Source organism: Pseudomonas sp. Irchel 3E19, assembly GCF_900187585.1.
Lineage (GTDB): Bacteria > Pseudomonadota > Gammaproteobacteria > Pseudomonadales > Pseudomonadaceae > Aquipseudomonas > Aquipseudomonas baetica.
In genome coordinates this window covers 91,167-108,714 of record NZ_FYDT01000010.1, presented here as the reverse complement: position 1 = coordinate 108,714, position 17,548 = coordinate 91,167, and the positions used below count along the sequence as shown (strand labels likewise).

Here is a 17,548-nt window from a genome sequence, read left to right as displayed (position 1 = left end):
GGGAAAACTGACAATGGGCGCAGAAAAGGCCGCCATCGCCGAACTGGCTGTGCTGATTTATCCCGGCGCGCAGATGGCGGCAGTGCATGGCCTTACCGACCTGTTCGCAGTGGCCAACCGGATCGCTGCCGAGCATCAGGCTGCGCAGTTGCCGTTACTGCGGGTCAGCCATTGGCAGGTCGAAGGTGATCGGGCGCCGCAACGGGTTTTCGACACTCAACCTGGCTTCGAAAGCGGGTTGCATGCGGTACTGATTCCGCCGTCCATTGGTGGCTTCTGCGCAGCGCAAGTGCCCACCGGGCTGCTGCGCTGGCTGCGTGATCAGCACGCCAGCGGCGCGACTCTCGGCGGCGTTTGCGTGGGGTCATTGATGCTGGCCGAAAGTGGTCTGCTCGACGGCCGCAGCGCCACCACGCACTGGACGTCGGCCAACGCCTTCGCCGAGCGTTATCCGAACATCAAACTCAAGGCGGATACGCCGATTGTCGATGACGGCGATCTGATCACCACGGCAGGACTGATGGCCTGGTCGGAGCTGGGTTTGCGACTGGTCGATCGTTTGCTCGGGCCGAGCATCGCCACCGGTACCGCGCGCTTTCTGGTCATCGAACACAGCGACAGCGCCAGCGAGTGCGGCAGCAATTTTGCACCCCTGCTCAGTCATGGCGACGCCGCCATTCTCAAGGTTCAGCATTGGTTGCAAAGCACCGGTGCGACGGATGTTTCGCTGAGCGTTATGGCCGAGCGTGCGGGGCTTGAGGAGCGTACCTTCCTGCGCCGTTTCCGTGCGGCAACCGGGTTGAAGCCGACCGAATATTGTCAGCATCTGCGGGTGGGCAAGGCGCGGGAGATGCTCGAGTTCACCAACGGCACGATTGATCACATTGCCTGGACGGTGGGCTATCAGGATCCGGGGGCGTTTCGGGCGATCTTCAAGAAGATCACCGGGCTGGCGCCGAGTGATTATCGAGGGCGGTTTGGTGTGACCCCTCCAGTGAAACCACCCATTACCTGAGTGGGAGGGGGCTTGCTCCCGAATAGGGCGTGGCAGTCAGCATTGATGTCGGCTGATACACAGCTTTCGGGAGCAAGCCCCCTCCCACAAAAGGATCTGCATGATGCCGGGAATCGTGCAATTTGCCGGAGATTTGCGGCTCGTCGTGCAGATTGAAACGGGCGCGGTGCCATCACTCTTTCGGCAAGCAGTTGATTCGTAGGCGTTTTACACAGGCAACCCGTTGGCCTGATCTCTGCACCCCTCTGCACTACATTCACCGCGCCGCTGAAAGGGGAAACGCATGACCCCGATAACGAGCAAAAAACAGGTCGTAGCCCTTTCGGTGCGTGCCGCCGCGCCACAGCATGAAGTACAGACAAACAAGGCCCTGGCCCGATGGTTGGCGCAGATTCTCGGGTGCAAATTCGGCGGCAGTTATGACCCCGAGAAACATCGCGACCGTGACCTCTATCTGTTACCGACGCAAACCATTGTCGGTGCTGCTCATGCTCACGAATTGGGCATCAAAGGCCCGGCTGATTTGTGGGGCGGCTACGTCGAGCATGATTTCATCTGTACCAAAGCCATCAGCCACGGCCTGCGCAGCCACCAGGCCCACGCGCCACAAGGTTGGTCGCCGCTGTTTTCCGAGCGCGTGCGCAACGTGGTGCTCGATGGCCTCAGCGTATTTGCCCTCGACGATGCGCGGCCCGCCGCCGAGCATTTGTTGTACAGCGGGCCGATTCGTTTGAAGCCGGTTCACGCCTGCGCCGGTCGCGGTCAGGAAGTGATCAAGAGCCTCGACGCCTTCGACGAAATCCTTGCCCGGCCTGAAGCCGAAGCACTGTTCAGCGAAGGCGTGGTGCTGGAGCAGGATTTGAGCGACGTCATCACCCATAGCGTCGGCCAGTCATTCATCGGCGACAAGGTGCTGAGCTACTGCGGTGATCAATACTTGACCAAGGATGCTGATGGCGAAGACGTCTACGGTGGCTCGAATCTTTTGGTCGTACAGGGCGGCTACGAGGATTTGCTGGCGCTGGATCTGCCGGATGACGTGCGTCTGGCCATCGAGCAGGCGCAGGTTTTCGACAGCGCTGCCGATGAAGCCTACCCTCGGTTCTACGCCTCACGGCGAAATTACGACATCGCCCAGGGGCTGGACAGCAACGGCAAAAGCCGCAGCGGCGTCCTCGAACAATCCTGGCGCATGGGCGGCGCCAGCAGCGCGGAAGTGGCGGCGCTGCAAAGTTTCGTCAACGACCCGACGATGCGCGCGATCCGTGTGTCTTCGATGGAAACCTATATCGACCAGCCGTTGCCGGCGGACGCCATCGAGGTGTATCGCGGCCCGGCCGAGAACAGCGAATTTCTCCTCAAATACGTAACGGTCAAATCTTATGACGGCTAGAAGCGAAAGCATTCAAATCGACATTGATGATGAACAGATGAGCGGGACATTTCTCAGTCCCAAATCGAAAGTGCCGGGGGTGTTGTTTGTCCACGGTTGGGGCGGTAGCCAGGAGCGCGATCTGGAACGGGCCAAAGGCATCGCCGGCCTCGGCTGTGTGTGTCTGACCTTTGACTTGCGTGGCCACACGGGCGGCACCGGGATTGCGCTGACTCGAGTCAGCCGCGAAGACAATCTGCGCGATTTGCTGGCGGCCTATGACCGCTTGCTTTCACACCCGGCGCTCGACACGTCGGCGATCGCCGTGGTCGGCACCAGTTATGGCGGTTATCTGGCCGCAATCCTCACATCTTTACGCCCTGTGCGCTGGCTGGCGCTGCGGGTGCCGGCGCTGTATCGCGATGAGCAATGGCACACGCCCAAGCGCGACCTGGACAAGGCTGACCTGCGTGATTATCGCGGCTCGCTGGTGCGCGCCGACAGCAATCGGGCGCTGCATGCCTGCTCGCAATTCACCGGAGACGTTTTGCTGGTGGAATCGGAAACCGATGACTACGTGCCGCACGCGACGATCATGAGCTATCGCGCGGCGTGCCAGCAGACACACTCGCTGACCCATCGGATCATTGATGGTGCGGATCATGCGTTGAGTGAGCCGGTTTCGCAGCAGGCTTACACGTCTATTCTGGTCGACTGGATTACCGAAATGGTCGTTGGCGAGCGGTTGAGCATTATCCAGTCTTCATAGGCAGTGGTGTTCTCTCGGACGCCTTCGCGAGCAGGCTCGCTCCCACAGGGGGCGCATTTCAAATGTGGGAGCGAGCCTGCTCGCGAAGAGGCCGGCAACTGCAAAACAGAATCAGGACGGTGTTTTCTGGATCCGCAACGACTTGGCCTTCGCCTCCACCAATAAATACATCACCAGCGTAATCAGCAACGGCAGCAGAAAATAAATCGCCCGATATGCCAGCAACCCCGCCACCAGACTGCCCCGCGACGCCTCATGTTGCAGCAGCGCAACGAACACCGCTTCCAGCACCCCAAGCCCTGCCGGGATATGCGTGATGACTCCGGCAATCGCACTGATCAGCAACACGCCGAGCACCAACGGATAGTCGAGTTTGCCCGGCAGCAGGGTGAAGATCACTGCCGCCATCAACGACCAGTTCAACGCGCCCAGCAGCAGTTGCAACACCGCCATGCGCAGCGACGGCAGATTGATCTCCACACCACGGATCGACCATTCGCGACGTTTGGAAAACTGACACGCCGCGAGATAGCCGGCGCTGATCAGCAGCAGCACCACACCGATGCCTTGCAGCGCCGTGGTGCTGACTTTCCAGCCCGGCGGCATGCTCACCAACCCGCTGCTGAAAACGACGCCGGCGATGGTCATGTAGCCGAACCAGTTGGTCGCCAGGCTCAGGCCGAGAATCTTGGCGATGTTGCTTTTGCTCACGCCCAGTCGTGAGTACAGCCGATAACGCATGGCGATCCCGCCGACCCATGCGCTGAGGTTGAGGTTGAACGCGTAGCTGATGATGCCTACCGGCAAGATCTGCTTCCAGGTCAGGTCCTGACGGATGTAGGTACGGCCGATCAGGTCGAAACTGGCATAGGTGAGAAAGCTCAGCAGGGTCAGGCTGGCGGCGATGATCAGCGTACGCACCTTGAAATCGGCAAGGGTTTGCAGCACTTCGGCCCATTCGATACGCCGGGCGAACATCGTCAGCAGCACGATCAGCGCCAGGAAAAACAGTACGGTCAGCGGACGCTTCCATTTGCTCCAGCGTGAGTGAGTCGCTGGCGCCGAATGCGCAGACGCAGTGGCTTCGGAGCGGCTCATGAGTGATCACCTCGAAACGGCTTGAGCCTGGGTTTGTGCGCCGGCAGCCAACCGGCCATCGCCGGAAAATGCCGCAGAAAGTGGAACACCAGAAAACCCACGGTCATGTGCCAGATGCGTCCACGCGGCGACTTGCCAGCGTCCATGGCTTTGCAGTGGTTCTGGCTGAGGTCTTCGAGGCGGCGGAACAGTTCCTGATTGAACGCGCGATCGCGGATCAGCACGTTGGCTTCCAGGTTGAGCGACAGGCTCAGCGGGTCGAGATTGCTCGAGCCGACGGTGCTCCATTCGTCATCCACCAACGCGACTTTGCCGTGCAGCGGACGTTGGCAATATTCGTGAATCTGCACGCCGGCCTTGAGTAAATAGTCATAAGTCATGCGCGCCGCGAGTTTGGCCACCAGCATGTCCGGCTGGCCTTGCAGGATCAGCCGCACCTCTACGCCGCGCCGTGCCGCGTTGCGGATCTCGCGCAGCAAGCGATAGCCGGGAAAAAAGTAGGCGTTGGCAATCACCACGCGACGCTTGGCGCGGCGTAACACCTGCAAATACACGTCTTCGATATCGCTCCTGTGCTGGTCGTTGTCACGAAACACCAGGCGCACCTGGCCGTCGTGATCGCTGAACGCCATTTCGGCGCGACGCTGGCGCCGGCGTTGCCACCAGAACCTCGCGCGTCCGGGGCGGCCGCTTTGCAGCAAGGCGAAATGATGAATGTCCGCCACCGCCGGGCCCTGGATTTCGACCGAATAATCCTGCTTGGCTTCCGGGCCGAAATCGGCCAGATGGTCGCCGGAGAAATTGATCCCCCCAATGAACGCGATCAGGCCGTCTACCACCACAATCTTGCGATGCAAACGGCGGAACCAGTTGGTCCGAATGCCCAAATGTTTGGGGGCCGGATCAAACATCTGCAGATGCACTCCGGCCTCGCTCAATGCGGCGAGGTAACCGGTGGTCAGCTCGCCACAGCCGAAGCCGTCGAGGCTGACGGTGGTGCGCACGCCACGGCGGGCGGCATCGATCAGAATCTCCTGCAACTCCTTGCCGACCTTGTCTTCGAAAACGATGAAGGTCTCCAGCAGGATCTCACTCTTGGCCGCACGCATCGCTGCGAACACGCGGGGGAAATATTCCTCGCCGTTTTCCAGCAACTCGATACGGTTGTTGCCCTGCCAGACATACTCGACATCGACCTGGCCGGGTTGGCGTACCGGCGGGTTGATGCTGACCGGTTCCACGGCGGATTTCTCCAGCGGTGCGCTGTTCATAGTTCGATCTCCACCGATAACGGTGCGTGGTCGGAAAGGTGGGACCAAGGCCGATTGGCCAGGACTTTCGGCTGGCTGGCCTTGAGGTTGCGCACGTAGATGCGGTCAAGCCGCAGCGTCGGTAATCGCGCCGGAAAGCTGCGCGCCGGTTTGCCTTGGTGCTCGGCGAACACTTCGCGCAGGCCGCAGGGCTTTAGTAGCGCGTCGGCGCGCTGGCGCCAGTCGTTGAAGTCGCCGGCGACAATCACCGCAGCGTCGTCCGGCAGCTCGGCCAAGCGTTGCATGAGCAAGTTCAGCTGTTCGTTGCGATGGCTTTCGCGCAGGCCCAAATGCACGCAAATCGCATGCACTTCCGTGCCGTCGCCGGGCAGGCGCAGCACGCAATGCAACAAGCCACGGTTTTCGTGGCCGCTGATCGATACGTCGAGGTTGTCGTGGCGGATGATCTGGAATTTCGACAGCAGCGCATTGCCGTGATCGCCCTCGGGGTACACCGCGTTGCGCCCGTAGGCGAATTGCGGCCAGAGGCTGTCGGCAAGAAATTCGTACTGCGGCATCGTCGGCCAATTGGTGTAGCGCTTGGGATGATGCTCGTGGGTGCCGTGAACTTCCTGCAAAAACACCACGTCCGCCGCCACGCTGCGCACGGCCTCGCGCAACTCCGGCAGGATGAAACGCCGGTTGAGTGCGGTGAAGCCCTTGTGGGTATTGACCGTGAGTACGGTGAAACTGCGTACCGATGGCGCAACGACGGAACCTTCGTCGGTGAAGCCAACCGGCTCTGAAATACTCATGCCAACATTCCTTCGCCAGCGGGTTCTCCGGGAGTGGTTGTCAGGTCTTCATCGAGGTCGAATCGATGCAGCAAGTTGCGTGCGTCGTAGGGCGCACGCACTTTGATGTCGTTGTCGAAATAGCAGAACACTTCGCGGGATTTGCGCGCGCGCGGTTTCAGACGCGGGGCGATCAGGTGGGCATCTTGCGGTTGCTGGCCGTGATGCCAGGCATCGATGCGATCGGCCCAGCGTTTGAGCGCTGGCGCGGTATAGCCGCTGGCATAAAGCTCTTCGGCGCCGTGCAGGCGCAGATAGACGAAGTCACTGGTGAGGTCTTCGCGGTATGGCCATTTACCGGCGGTGTCGGCGATCACCAGTGCTGTGTTGTAGCGTTTCAACATCCGCACGAAGTCGGCGTCGATAAAGCTTTCATGGCGAATTTCCACCGCGTGACGCAGCGGTTTTTTGCGCCAGGCTTTCATGCTGGCGTGGCCGTGCAAGTGGCCATCGTGCTGGTGGGCGAGGGTGGCGGCGGCTTCAGTGTCGTGGGGTAGCAGGGCGAGGAAGTGCTCGAAGCGTTCGGCGTCGAATTTGAAGTTCGGCGGGAACTGCCAAAGGATCGGCCCGAGCTTTTCCTTCAGTTCAAGAATGCCGGAGGCGAAGAAGTTCGCCAGCGGTTTTTCGATCTCGCGCAGGCGACGGATATGGGTGATGAACCGTGGTGCCTTGACGCTGAAGACGAAGTCGTCGGGTGTTTCGGCGTACCACTGGGCGTAGCGCTCCGGCCGTTGCAGGGCGTAGAACGATCCATTGATCTCGATGCTGTTGACCGCCCGTGATGCGAACTGCAATTCGCGTTTCTGGGCCAGTCCCTTTGGGTAGAAATCCCCGCGCCACGGCTCGTAGCGCCAGCCGGAAATACCGATGTGAATCGTCGCCATGCCGCCCTCCCGTCGAAAGTCCTCGTACAGCCTCTGTCTGTTGATGACTGCGGGCGGTTCGGGAAAGTTTCGACGGTATTACCGACGGTACATTTTCGAGAGCAGCGTGAATCCCAATGTGGGGGCGGGCTGGCTCGCGAAGGCGGTGGGTCAGCCCAAGGATATGCTGAATGACACCACGCCTTCGCGAGCAAGCCCGCTCCCGCAGGGATTTGTAATCCACCATGAGATTTGCGCTGGCTCTGGCCCGTCTCCGCGAAGTTCCTATTCGTCAGGGAGAGGGCCAGGGTGAGGGGCTCGTGAACTTGCCGCCCAAATATCGATCAGTTCCTTACAGGTTCAGCCACGGGAGATCGGAGTTTTGTCCAGGTTCAGGATCGCTATTCTGCTAGGAGCATTGTTGTTTCTCGGTGCCAGTGAAATCGACGCCGCCGCGCTGCCGGGTCTTCCTGCCGCCACAGAGGAGGCGGCCAAACCCGAACCGATTGTCCAGGGCGGATTGCTCGGCGCCATCAGTTCGAGCATTGACGACGTTCAAGACAAGCTCGACCTCAACGAACACCTGGTCGACGCCTGGCGCCTGCGTGCCGACCGCGCGGCCGACGAAGTCGACAAACTGGTCAACCAGCCGTCGAACCGCTCAGGCTGGAGCGTCGGTGGAGACTTCCTGATGCTGTCAGGTGTGTGGCTTGGCACCTTTGCATTGCTGACCGTGCTCGGCAGCCTGTCGGCCAAACGTCTGCGCGAAAGTCGCTGGTTTCGCACGCGCCAGCGCAGTCAGGATCTGCTCGGCTACCTGCTGCCCTACACCGTACCGGCACTGATCTGTCTACCGCTGACGTTGTACGTCAGCCACTTCTTGCAGGCCTCCGTCGGTCGCGCGCTGGCGCTGTGTTTTGCCTACGCGACCAGCAGCGGCATCTTTTCCACGTCGATGCTGCTGTGCGTGGTGGTGATGTTCAACGTCGGCCACAAACGCCCGGCCGCGCGGATCATTCGCGATTACTGCCCGCGTCCGCTGTTTCTGATCGGCTTTCTCGCCGCCCTCAGCGATGCACTGACCAGCCCGCAGATCGCCCGGCAACTGGGCGGCAATATCACCAGCAGTGTCGCGGTGTTCACCGGGCTGATTGCCTCGGTCATCTTTGGCTTGCTGGTGATTCGTCTGCGCCGCCCGGTGGCGCATCTGATCCGTAATCGACCGCTGGCCCAGCGCCTGAAACAGCCGTCATTGCAGGAGTCACTGCGGATTTTTTCCGGGTTGTGGTACTGGCCTATCGTGCTGATGGTGCTGGTGTCGGCGGTGAGTCTGATCGGCATTGGCGAAGACAATCAAAAAGCCCTGCGTTGCGCGCTGTTCACTACGGTTCTGCTGATTGGCACGGTGTTTCTCAGCACCATCCTCCAGCACTTGTTCAAGTCGCGTAAAGCCGCAGCGCTTCAGCGCAGCAGCGCCTACAAAGAGCGGTTTCTCAGCCTGTTGCACGCCTTGCTGCGGATCGTCATCGCGATTGCTTTCATCGATATCCTCGGTCGGATCTGGGGCGTGTCGCTGCTCGATTTCGCCCAGAGCAGCACGGTTGGCCGGGCGATCAGCAATGCCCTGAGCAGCATCGGTCTGATCTTCCTGGTGACGTGGCTGCTGTGGGTGGTGCTCGACACGGCGATTCAGGAAGCGCTGAAACCTCCGGTCAGCAAACGTGCGGCGCGCCAGCCCAGCACCCGGGTGAAAACCATCCTGCCGCTGCTGCGCAACGCGATCAAAATCATCTTGGTGGTGATCTGCGCGATCACCACCATGGCCAATCTGGGGATCAACGTGGCGCCGTTACTGGCCGGTGCCGGCGTGGTCGGTCTGGCCATCGGTTTCGGTTCGCAGCAGTTGGTTCAAGACGTGATCACCGGTTTGTTCATCATCATCGAAGACACCCTGTCGATTGGCGATTGGGTCGTCCTCGATTCCGGGCATGCCGGCACGGTGGAAGGGCTGACCATCCGCACCCTGCGCCTGCGTGACGGCAAGGGTTTTGTGCACTCGGTGCCGTTCGGCCAGATCAAGGCGGTGACCAATCAATCACGGCAATTTGCCTTTGCGTTCTTCTCGGTGCAGTTCACTTATGACACCGATGTGGAAAAGGCCATCGAGTTGATCCGCGAGACCGGCGATTCGATCCGTGAAGACCCGTTCCTCAAGTACAACCTGCAAGGGCCGCTGGATGTGTTTGGGGTGGACAGGATGGATCTTAACGGCGTGGTGCTGACGGCGCAGTTCCGCACGGTGTCAGGTGGGCAATATGCGGTGAGCCGGGCGTTCAACCAGCGTTTGAAGAAGCTTGTGGATAACTGTCCGTGGGTGCATTTTGCGCAGACTTATCCACAGCAGGTTTTGTTGCCCAAGCGTCAGCCGGCAGATGATGTGACGCCGGAGCAGCCCTCAGTGGTGTTGCCGCAGCAATCGCCGATTCAATAGCGATTTATCGGGTGGCGCCGCCGGCCACTTCGCGAACAGGCCCGTTGCAACACTACAAATCCCGGCCATCGACACTTTACGGGTGACGGTTGCGCACTAAACCCGCAAAATGCAACGATTCCGGCAATGATCGACGACGGCACCACAAGTCCCGTCGCCAAAGCCATCGTTCCTATCAGACTGGGCCTGCTGACTCTATGCGAATGCGCCTTATGTTACTGGGCGGCGGAAATGCCCTTGGGCAGGCGCTGATTCGCCTCGGTGCGGAAGAAGACATCGGTTTCCTCGCCCCCCGCCCGCCCGAAGACGGCTGGGATGCCGCGAGCCTGACGCAACTGCTCGACGACACCCGTCCCGATGCGTTGATCAATCTCGCCTACTATTTCGACTGGTTCCAGGCCGAGACTGTCAGCGAAAGCCGCATGGCCGGGCAAGAGCGCGCCATTGAGCGTCTGGCCGAACTGTGCCAACACCACAACATCGTCCTCGTGCAGCCATCCAGTTATCGGGTGTTCGACGGCTCGCGTGCCACCGCCTACAGCGAAAAAGACGAACCGGTGCCCTTGGGTCTGCGCGGTCAGGCACTGTGGCGGATCGAACAAAGTGTTCGCGCCACCTGCCCGCAGCACGTATTGCTGCGTTTCGGCTGGCTGCTCGACGACAGCCCCGATGGCACCCTGGGACGTTTCCTCGCCCGCGCCGAACAACCGGAAGAATTGCTCATGGCCGATGATCGACGGGGCAATCCGACCCCGGTCGACGACGCCGCACGGGTGATTATTTCGGTGCTCAAGCAACTCGACTGCGCGGCGCCGCTGTGGGGTACTTATCACTACGCCGGCCACGAAGCGACCACACCGCTGGCGCTGGGCCAGGCGATTCTGACCGAGGCCCGCAGCCTGCACGCACTGGCCATCGAAGCACCGACCGCCCAGGCTCACGCCGCGCGGCCGGACGCTGCCCAGGAACCGCAACACGCGGTGCTCGCCTGCAAGAAAATTCTGCACACTTTCGGGATCAAGCCACGCGCCTGGCGTGCCGCACTCCCGGGCTTACTGGATAGGTTTTATCGTCATGGCTGAAGGCCCTGTATTAATCACCGGTGGCGCCGGTTTCATTGGCTCGCACCTCACCGATGCCTTGCTCGCCAAGGGCCACTCGGTACGCATTCTGGATGATCTGTCGACCGGCAAGCGCAGCAACCTGCCGCTGGACAATCCTCGGGTTGAACTGATTGTCGGCGATGTCGCCGACGCGACGCTGGTCTCCAAGGCGATGCAAGGTTGCAGCGCTGTCGCGCATCTGGCGGCCGTGGCCTCGGTACAGGCGTCAGTGGATGATCCGGTGAAGACTCACCAGAGCAACTTCATCGGTACGCTAAATGTCTGCGAAGCCATGCGTCTGTGGGGGGTTAAACGTGTGTTGTACGCCTCCAGTGCGGCGGTGTACGGCAACAACGGCGAGGGCGAGTCGATTGACGAAGACACGCCAAAGGCTCCGCTGACGCCTTATGCTTCGGACAAACTGGCCGGCGAGCATTACTTCGACTTCTACCGCCGCCAGCATGGTCTGGAACCGGCGATTTTCCGCTTCTTCAACATCTTCGGCCCGCGTCAGGATCCGTCCTCACCGTATTCCGGGGTGATCAGCATCTTCAGCGAACGCGCGCAGAAAGGCCTGCCGATCACCGTGTTCGGCGATGGCGAGCAGACGCGCGACTTCCTCTATGTCGAAGATCTGGTTGACTTGTTGGTGCAGGCGATCGAAAAGCCTGAAGTGGAAGTCGGCCCGGTGAACGTCGGCTGGAATCAGGCGATGAGCCTCAAGCAGATGCTTGCGGAACTGCAAAAGGTCGTTGGCGAGTTGCCTCCCGTCAGCTACGGTTCGGCACGCTCCGGCGACATCCGCCACTCGCGGGCGAACAACGCTCGTTTGCTGGAGCGTTTCACGCTGCCAGAGCAGACGCCGATGAGCGTTGGGCTGGCTCGGTTGCTCGGAAAATAGCATTACCGCAGACATGAAAAAGGCGCCTTTTGACAGGCGCCTTTTTCACGGCCGGAATATGTCGCTGTTCCTGTGGCGAGGGGCGTTTGCCCCGGTCAACCGCAAAGCAGTTGCCGTCAGTTCAAGCTGCTCACCACAAAGCCTCATTCACCACCACGTGAACGTTCGTTAAATCGGCTTAGAACTTATAGCCCAAACCCACCATGTAGATGAACGGATCAACATCCACGTTCACCCGTGCCCGAGTACCCGGCGCCACGGCGTTGTTCTCCACAGTCGCGCGAGTATCGATGTCGATGTAGCGCACCTGGGCGTTGAGCATGATGTTGTCGGTCAGCATGTAATCCGCACCGACCTGCCAGGCCAGACCCCAAGAGTTTTTCGCCTTGAAGTTGCTGAAGCCGTTGGACTGCGCCTCACTGCCGACGTGTTCGTCGTAGATCCAAGTGTAGTTGATACCGCCACCGACATACGGTTGGAACGGCGACTTCGAATCCAGCGGGTAGTAGACGACGCTGAGGGTCGGTGGCAGGTGTTTCAGCGTACCGAGCTTGCCATTGGCCGCTGGCAGGGCAGTGCCTTTGATCTTCACGTCATGTTCAAACGGGGTGGCGGCCAGCAACTCGATGCCGACGTGGTCAGTGAGCATGTAGGCGAAGTTCAGGCCCAGTTGAGTGTCGCTGCTCATGGTCGCCTTGCCGCCCAGATTGGTGCCGCTCAACGGGCCCTGATCGACCTTGACGTTGGAGCTGTCAGCCTTCGGGTTGACGGTGATTGCACCGGCACGGATCAGGATGTCACCGGCATCGTGAGCGTGGGCGAGCGGGGCTGCGAGCGCGAGGGCAACCAGCGAGGCGCTGAGCAAGGACTTGTTCATGGGGGCTCCGAAAGGACGTTAAAAGTTTCTGATGTCCTATGGTACGAAGCCAACTGATACGGTCTTTTGACTCAGCTCAATGAAACAGTGAAGGAGCGGGTTTTTGTGGAGCCTTTGCCGGCCTCTTCGCGAGCAGGCTCGCTCCCACCCTGGAAGGTGATCACCTGTGGGAGCGAGCCTGCTCGCGAAGACGATGGATCAATCAACACAAAACTGCCGGATTCACTCCGGCAGCTCATACACATAAATCTTGTCGGCATCCATTTGATACCCGGCATCCGCCAGTTCGCTGCTCGACGCTTTGACCTGCAACGGCCCCTCGACCCAATACGGCTGATACAGCTCATCAAGCTTCACGCCCAACTCGCTTTTCACATGCACGATCTGATTCGACGGCGGTGGCGGTACGTGGATGCAGGCGCCGAAATACGGCACCAGCAAAAAGTCCGTGGTGCGTCCTTCTTCATTCACTTCCAGCGGCACGATGTAACCCGGCAGACGGATGTTCTGACCGTCGAGGCCCTTGACCACCGGTGCGTTCGGCATGTCCTGTTTCGCGGCTGGCGCGGATTCGGCCGACAGCGCATCGCTCATCTTCGACAGATCGTGCAGCGGGGTCATGTTCGGCACTTCCGGCGCGGCGTCCGGCGGGATCATTTCCGACCAGGTCAAATCTTTCGGCGCTGCCGCCCACACGGGCAGGGCAACCAGCAACAGCAGCGCAAGCAAGGCGCGGGGCATGGGGAACATCCTCATAAACGGATCGACAGGCCATCGGCCAAGGATTGGCGATACGCGCGCCAGGCCGGCACGCTGCCCATCAGCAGCGCGGCCGCCAGAATGCCACCGAGCAGCGTCCATTCATACTCGCTCGGCCACGCCAGCGGCAGGAACAAACCGTAATTGGCCTGCACATAACCTTGGGCAGCGGCGATGCCGATGTACAACAGCGCCAGGCCGGCGATCACCCCGGTCAGTGCCAGCGCAAAGGCTTCCAGCACCAACAGGCTTGCGATGTGCCATGGCCGCGCACCGACCGAACGCAGAATCGCCATCTCGCGGCGACGTTCATTGAGGCTGGTGAGAATCGCTGTGAGCATGCCGATCAACCCGGTCAACACCACGAACAGCGAGACCACGAACAGCGCTTTTTCAGCGGTGCTCATCAGGCTCCACAATTCCTGCAACGCCACGCCCGGCAGGATCGCCAGCATCGGTTCGTCACGGAATTCGTTGATCTCGCGTTGCAGCGCGAAAGTGGAAATCTTGCTGTTGAGCCCAAGCATGAACGCGGTGATGGCTTGCGGCGTCAGGTCCATGTTGCGCGCCTGATCCGCCGTGATGCGGCCGTTGCCCCGCGCCGGAACGCCGTTGTGCCAATCGATGTGAATTGCCTCCATACCGCCGAGGCTGATGTGCAACGTGCGATCCACCGGGGTGCCGGTGCGCTTGAGAATGCCGACCACGGTGAACGGTTTGTCGTCGTGCTTGACCAGACTGATTGCCGCCACACCGTGAGCCAGCACCAGTCTGTCGCCGAGCTTGTAATGCAGCGCTTCGGCGACTTCGGCGCCGAGCACCACTTCGAATGGATCGGTGGCAAAGGCACGACCGTCGGCCAAGGCCAAGTGTTGCTGACGACCATACTGGTAATGCTCGAAGTAGGCTTCGGTGGTGCCCATCACCCGATAACCGCGATGGGAATCGCCGAGGGACATCGGGATCGCCCACTTCACTTTCGGGTTATTGGCGAAGTGTTCGAAGCTGTCCCAACGGATATTGTTGGTGGCGTTGCCGATACGGAATACCGAGTACAGCAAGAGGTTCACCGAACCGGAACGGGCGCCGACAATCAGGTCGGTGCCGCTGATGGTGCTGGCGAAACTGGCTTTAGCCTCGGTGCGCACCCGTTCGACGGCGAGCAGCAAGCAGACCGACAGGGCGATGGCGAATGCGGTAAGCAACGCGGTGAAGCGGCGGTTGGCCAGACTGGCCATGGCCAGACGAAACAGATACATCTCAGACCTCGGCAGACGTGGCGGCGCGATTAAGTTCGGCCAGGGACAGGTGACGGTCGAACAGCGGCGCCAGGCTCTGGTCGTGGCTGACGAACAGCAGGCTTGAACCGGCCTCGCGGCATTCGGCGAACAAGAGGCGGATGAAATTTTCCCGGGCGTCGTAATCCAACGCAGAAGTTGGCTCGTCAGCGATCACCAGCTCCGGTTGGCCGATCAAGGCACGGGCGGCGGCAACCCGTTGTTGCTGGCCGATCGACAGCGAATCGGCGCGGCGACTGAGGAGGCTTTCGTCCTTCAAACCCAGGTGGGCGAGCAGGGTGGCGGCGGCTTGGTCGACGCTGCCGTGACGCTGCTTCGCCCGTTCGGCGCGCAATTTGGAGAAGTGGCAGGGCAGTTCGACGTTCTCGCGTACCGAGAGAAACGGCAGCAGGTTGAACTGCTGGAAGATGTAGCCAGTGTGATCGACGCGGAAGGTATCGCGGGCGCCAGCAGACAGGGCAGTCAGTTCCTGGCCGAGCAGGCGGATGCTGCCGCGATCAGGTTTCTGCACACCGCCGAGCAGGCCCAGAAGGGTGGTCTTGCCGCTGCCGCTGGGGCCTTTGAGGAACAGGGTTTCACCCGCTTCCAGGCGAAACCCCGGGATGTCCAGCAGCGGCGGGTGGCCGGGCCAACTGAAGCCCAGGTCGGACAGTTCGATGAGTGCTTGGGTCATGGCGCCGATTTCATGGAAATGAACACTTAACCCCTGTGGGAGCGGGCTTGCTCGCGAATACGGTGTGTCAGTCAACATAGATTTGTCTGATTCACCGTATTCGCGAGCAAGCCCGCTCCCACAGGGGATTTTTCGGTGTGATCAGAACTTCAGCGCAGCAGCCTTGGCCGTCACTTCGGTGCCTTGCTGGCCGCTGGCGCTGATCAGTTGTACCTGAATTTTCTGGGTCGCCGGAAAGGTGTTGAAAATGTTCGCCAGATCCAGCGTCTTCAATGCGCCCGGAGCGGCGCACTTGAACTGATAGTGCGCGTGGATTTCGCTGTGATCGTGGTGATGCGCGTGGCCGTCCTTGTCCGCTTCATCGTCGTCGTGATCATCGGCATCCGGCTTGTCACCGAACAACGGGCTCTCCAGCTCCTGACTGACCACTTTGCAACCGGCGGCGGCTGGCAGGTTGAACAGGGCCAGAGGGTTTTCCAGTTTTGTGCGGGCTGCTGCGACCTTGGCTTTATCGGCATCGCTGGTGGCCGCGTGTTCGAAGCCGACGAGGTTCATCGCCGGGCTTTCCAGCTCCAGTTCCAGAGTCTGGCCATCCAGCGCGGCGTTCAAACGACCGACGCCATGTTCATGCGCGCCGAGGCTGCCGTGTTCATGATCGTGGTCATGCTCATCGGCAGCATGGGCGATGGCCAGCGGCAACAGGGCAAACGGCAAAGCGAGCAACAGACGACGCATGGCGGTCTCCGGGAAGTAAAGTGAATAGTTTGTTATGTAATCTTATAACGAAAGTGTGCAGAGTTTGCCCGGCTGCTTGGCGTTGCACAAGTCCCATGGGAGCATGCAGGTCAGATAGGTGCAGGAGTGAACTCAATGTTGCGGATACGCGGAACCGTCGGTGACGTGCCGGTGGATTTGACGGTGGAGCTGGATGACAGCGATTGGGCGAAGCTGGGCTCGGCCCTTGGTGGGCAGCCAGCGATTGTGCCAGCGGCGACCGCTGCGGCTCCGGCGGCGAAACCGCAGAATCAGGACGATGCGTTGTGGCAGGTTGCCAGGGATTTGCTGCGCAAGGCCGGGCAACTCAGCGGGCCGGATCTGCTCGAGCAACTGGAAGGCCTGACCGGTAGCGCGGTGTCAGGCAAGCGCCTGCTGGTGCGACTGCGCCATAGTTCAGATGTGAAAGTAGTGAGCGGCGGGGATACGCCGCTTTACAGCTGGATCGAATAGAGCGCCAAAGCAAGAGATCGCAGCCTGCGGCAGCTCCTACAGGGTTAACGCATGAACCCCATGTAGGAGCTGCCGCAGGCTGCGATCTTTTGATCTTAATAAAGCGCAGCGAACATCTTGCGACGGTAAACACCCACCAAAGGGTGATCGTTGCCCAACAGCTCAAACACCTGCAGCAAAGTCTTGTGCGGCAGACCTTCGCCATAACTGCGGTTGCGGATGAACAGCTTGAGCAGTGCCTCCAATGCCGCGTCGTATTGCTGGCGCGCCAGTTGCTGGATCGCCAGTTGATACACCGCTTCATCGTCCTGCGGATCTTTCGCCAAGCGTGCTTTCAGATCAGCAGCGTCCGGCAGGTCCCGCGCCAGTCCGAGAAACTTGATCTGCGCCTTGGCTCCGGCGAGCGCGGCTTTGTGCTCATCGCTCTTGACCGCGTCGAGCACGGTTTGCGCTTCGTCCAGTTCGCCGCGTTCGGTCAGGCAACGGGCGTAAAGGATCAAGGCTTTAGCGTTGGTGTTGTCTTCATTGAGCATGACCACCAGCGCGGCTTCGGCATCGGCGTAACGACCGTCATCGAACAAGGCCTGAGCCTGTTCGAACGGATCGGCAGCAGCTGGCGGTGGCATCTGCACATGCGGTTCGAGCAAGGCACGTACGGCGGATTCCGGTTGCGCGCCGGCAAAACCGTCGACCGGTTGCCCATCCTTGAACAGCACCACGGTCGGCAGGCTACGAATGCCGAAGCGGGCGACGATGTCCTGCTCGATGTCGCAGTTGACCTTGGCCAGCAGCAACTCGCCCTGATAGCTCTCGGCAATGCCTTGCAGCATCGGCATCAGCGCCTTGCACGGCGCACACCATTCGGCCCAGAAATCCACCAGCACGGGTTTGTTAAAGGAAGCCTCGATCACCGACTGGTCGAAATCGGCAGTCGTGGTGTCGAAGATGTACGGCGTTGGCTCACTCATGGGGGATCTCGTCAAAGCGTGGATGGGGCA

Annotated in this window: 17 protein-coding genes; 7 read left to right on the top strand and 10 right to left on the bottom strand. The window is 60.5% G+C overall.

The genetic code is table 11. From position 1 onward, the window contains the following. Window positions 1-13: 13 nt before the first annotated feature. From CKW18_RS09090 to CKW18_RS09080, 3 genes are all read left to right on the top strand, one after another. A complete protein-coding gene (locus tag CKW18_RS09090; protein ID WP_095188522.1) occupies window positions 14-1,015 on the top strand; it encodes a GlxA family transcriptional regulator in 1,002 nt (333 codons plus the stop codon). Window positions 1,016-1,298: 283 nt separating this feature from the next. Continuing rightward, on the top strand, window positions 1,299-2,408 hold the full coding sequence (locus tag CKW18_RS09085) for a DUF3182 family protein (protein WP_095188521.1): 1,110 nt from the start codon (window positions 1,299-1,301) through the stop codon (window positions 2,406-2,408). Further along, window positions 2,398-3,156: a S9 family peptidase gene (locus CKW18_RS09080; RefSeq protein ID WP_095188520.1), complete on the top strand. Its 759-nt coding sequence runs from the start codon at window positions 2,398-2,400 to the stop codon at window positions 3,154-3,156. The genes CKW18_RS09085 and CKW18_RS09080 overlap by 11 nt, the downstream gene beginning before the upstream one ends. Before the next feature lie 111 nt (window positions 3,157-3,267). On the opposite strand, the gene CKW18_RS09075 is transcribed toward CKW18_RS09080, so the two are convergent. The 4 genes from CKW18_RS09075 to CKW18_RS09060 are packed head-to-tail and all read right to left on the bottom strand — an operon-like array spanning window position 3,268 to window position 7,242. Beyond that, window positions 3,268-4,254 (bottom strand): lysylphosphatidylglycerol synthase domain-containing protein, encoded by a 987-nt coding sequence (locus tag CKW18_RS09075; RefSeq protein ID WP_095188519.1) that lies wholly within the window; start codon window positions 4,252-4,254, stop codon window positions 3,268-3,270. Beyond that, window positions 4,251-5,525, bottom strand: coding sequence for a cardiolipin synthase ClsB (clsB, locus tag CKW18_RS09070; protein ID WP_095188518.1), 1,275 nt, complete (start codon window positions 5,523-5,525; stop codon window positions 4,251-4,253). The genes CKW18_RS09075 and clsB overlap by 4 nt, the downstream gene beginning before the upstream one ends. Next, on the bottom strand, window positions 5,522-6,319 hold the full coding sequence (locus CKW18_RS09065; RefSeq protein WP_095188517.1) for an endonuclease/exonuclease/phosphatase family protein: 798 nt from the start codon (window positions 6,317-6,319) through the stop codon (window positions 5,522-5,524). Before CKW18_RS09065 ends, clsB begins: the two co-directional genes overlap by 4 nt. Then, window positions 6,316-7,242, bottom strand: a complete 927-nt coding sequence (locus tag CKW18_RS09060) for a DUF72 domain-containing protein (RefSeq protein WP_095188516.1) — start codon at window positions 7,240-7,242, stop codon at window positions 6,316-6,318. Before CKW18_RS09060 ends, CKW18_RS09065 begins: the two co-directional genes overlap by 4 nt. Window positions 7,243-7,603: 361 nt before the next feature. Between CKW18_RS09060 and CKW18_RS09055 the strand changes: the two genes are divergently transcribed. The 3 genes from CKW18_RS09055 (at window position 7,604) to CKW18_RS09045 (ending at window position 11,716) form a co-directional block, all read left to right on the top strand. After that, window positions 7,604-9,712, top strand: coding sequence for a mechanosensitive ion channel family protein (locus CKW18_RS09055; protein WP_095188515.1), 2,109 nt, complete (start codon window positions 7,604-7,606; stop codon window positions 9,710-9,712). Window positions 9,713-9,909: 197 nt separating this feature from the next. Continuing rightward, entirely contained in the window at window positions 9,910-10,794 is an 885-nt protein-coding gene (locus tag CKW18_RS09050; RefSeq protein WP_095188514.1) for a sugar nucleotide-binding protein, read from the top strand. Further along, complete coding sequence (locus CKW18_RS09045; RefSeq protein WP_095188513.1) at window positions 10,787-11,716, top strand: NAD-dependent epimerase/dehydratase family protein; 930 nt, start codon at window positions 10,787-10,789, stop codon at window positions 11,714-11,716. The genes CKW18_RS09050 and CKW18_RS09045 overlap by 8 nt, the downstream gene beginning before the upstream one ends. A 178-nt stretch (window positions 11,717-11,894) precedes the next feature. Here the strand turns inward: CKW18_RS09045 and CKW18_RS09040 are convergent, their stop codons facing one another. The 5 genes from CKW18_RS09040 to CKW18_RS09020 form a co-directional block, all read right to left on the bottom strand. Continuing rightward, a complete protein-coding gene (locus CKW18_RS09040) occupies window positions 11,895-12,593 on the bottom strand; it encodes an OmpW family protein (RefSeq protein WP_095188512.1) in 699 nt (232 codons plus the stop codon). A 222-nt stretch (window positions 12,594-12,815) separates the two neighbouring features. After that, window positions 12,816-13,334: a DUF3299 domain-containing protein gene (locus tag CKW18_RS09035; RefSeq protein WP_095188511.1), complete on the bottom strand. Its 519-nt coding sequence runs from the start codon at window positions 13,332-13,334 to the stop codon at window positions 12,816-12,818. An 11-nt stretch (window positions 13,335-13,345) separates the two neighbouring features. Then, entirely contained in the window at window positions 13,346-14,611 is a 1,266-nt protein-coding gene (locus tag CKW18_RS09030) for an ABC transporter permease (RefSeq protein ID WP_095188510.1), read from the bottom strand. A 1-nt stretch (window position 14,612) separates the two neighbouring features. Next, window positions 14,613-15,323 carry an ABC transporter ATP-binding protein gene (locus CKW18_RS09025; protein ID WP_095188509.1) on the bottom strand — a complete coding sequence of 237 codons (711 nt, stop codon included), beginning with the start codon at window positions 15,321-15,323 and terminating at the stop codon, window positions 14,613-14,615. 141 nt (window positions 15,324-15,464) lie between these two features. Beyond that, window positions 15,465-16,058 carry a DUF2796 domain-containing protein gene (locus CKW18_RS09020; RefSeq protein WP_095188508.1) on the bottom strand — a complete coding sequence of 198 codons (594 nt, stop codon included), beginning with the start codon at window positions 16,056-16,058 and terminating at the stop codon, window positions 15,465-15,467. Between the two features lie 135 nt (window positions 16,059-16,193). Here CKW18_RS09020 and CKW18_RS09015 point away from each other — a divergent pair, with 135 nt between their 5' ends. Next, window positions 16,194-16,550 carry a hypothetical protein gene (locus tag CKW18_RS09015; RefSeq protein ID WP_095188507.1) on the top strand — a complete coding sequence of 119 codons (357 nt, stop codon included), beginning with the start codon at window positions 16,194-16,196 and terminating at the stop codon, window positions 16,548-16,550. Between the two features lie 95 nt (window positions 16,551-16,645). On the opposite strand, the gene trxA is transcribed toward CKW18_RS09015, so the two are convergent. Beyond that, entirely contained in the window at window positions 16,646-17,518 is an 873-nt protein-coding gene (gene trxA / locus CKW18_RS09010; RefSeq protein WP_095188506.1) for a thioredoxin, read from the bottom strand. Window positions 17,519-17,548: the final 30 nt, after the last annotated feature.

Coding starts and splice junctions, on each gene's coding strand:
- CKW18_RS09090 (WP_095188522.1), top strand. CDS start 14: ATGGGCGCAGAAAAGGCCGCCATCGCCGAACTGGCTGTGCTGATTTAT.
- CKW18_RS09085 (WP_095188521.1), top strand. CDS start 1,299: ATGACCCCGATAACGAGCAAAAAACAGGTCGTAGCCCTTTCGGTGCGT.
- CKW18_RS09080 (WP_095188520.1), top strand. CDS start 2,398: ATGACGGCTAGAAGCGAAAGCATTCAAATCGACATTGATGATGAACAG.
- CKW18_RS09075 (WP_095188519.1), bottom strand. CDS start 4,254: ATGAGCCGCTCCGAAGCCACTGCGTCTGCGCATTCGGCGCCAGCGACT.
- clsB (WP_095188518.1), bottom strand. CDS start 5,525: ATGAACAGCGCACCGCTGGAGAAATCCGCCGTGGAACCGGTCAGCATC.
- CKW18_RS09065 (WP_095188517.1), bottom strand. CDS start 6,319: ATGAGTATTTCAGAGCCGGTTGGCTTCACCGACGAAGGTTCCGTCGTT.
- CKW18_RS09060 (WP_095188516.1), bottom strand. CDS start 7,242: ATGGCGACGATTCACATCGGTATTTCCGGCTGGCGCTACGAGCCGTGG.
- CKW18_RS09050 (WP_095188514.1), top strand. CDS start 9,910: ATGCGAATGCGCCTTATGTTACTGGGCGGCGGAAATGCCCTTGGGCAG.
- CKW18_RS09045 (WP_095188513.1), top strand. CDS start 10,787: ATGGCTGAAGGCCCTGTATTAATCACCGGTGGCGCCGGTTTCATTGGC.
- CKW18_RS09040 (WP_095188512.1), bottom strand. CDS start 12,593: ATGAACAAGTCCTTGCTCAGCGCCTCGCTGGTTGCCCTCGCGCTCGCA.
- CKW18_RS09035 (WP_095188511.1), bottom strand. CDS start 13,334: ATGCCCCGCGCCTTGCTTGCGCTGCTGTTGCTGGTTGCCCTGCCCGTG.
- CKW18_RS09030 (WP_095188510.1), bottom strand. CDS start 14,611: ATGTATCTGTTTCGTCTGGCCATGGCCAGTCTGGCCAACCGCCGCTTC.
- CKW18_RS09025 (WP_095188509.1), bottom strand. CDS start 15,323: ATGACCCAAGCACTCATCGAACTGTCCGACCTGGGCTTCAGTTGGCCC.
- CKW18_RS09020 (WP_095188508.1), bottom strand. CDS start 16,058: ATGCGTCGTCTGTTGCTCGCTTTGCCGTTTGCCCTGTTGCCGCTGGCC.
- CKW18_RS09015 (WP_095188507.1), top strand. CDS start 16,194: ATGTTGCGGATACGCGGAACCGTCGGTGACGTGCCGGTGGATTTGACG.
- trxA (WP_095188506.1), bottom strand. CDS start 17,518: ATGAGTGAGCCAACGCCGTACATCTTCGACACCACGACTGCCGATTTC.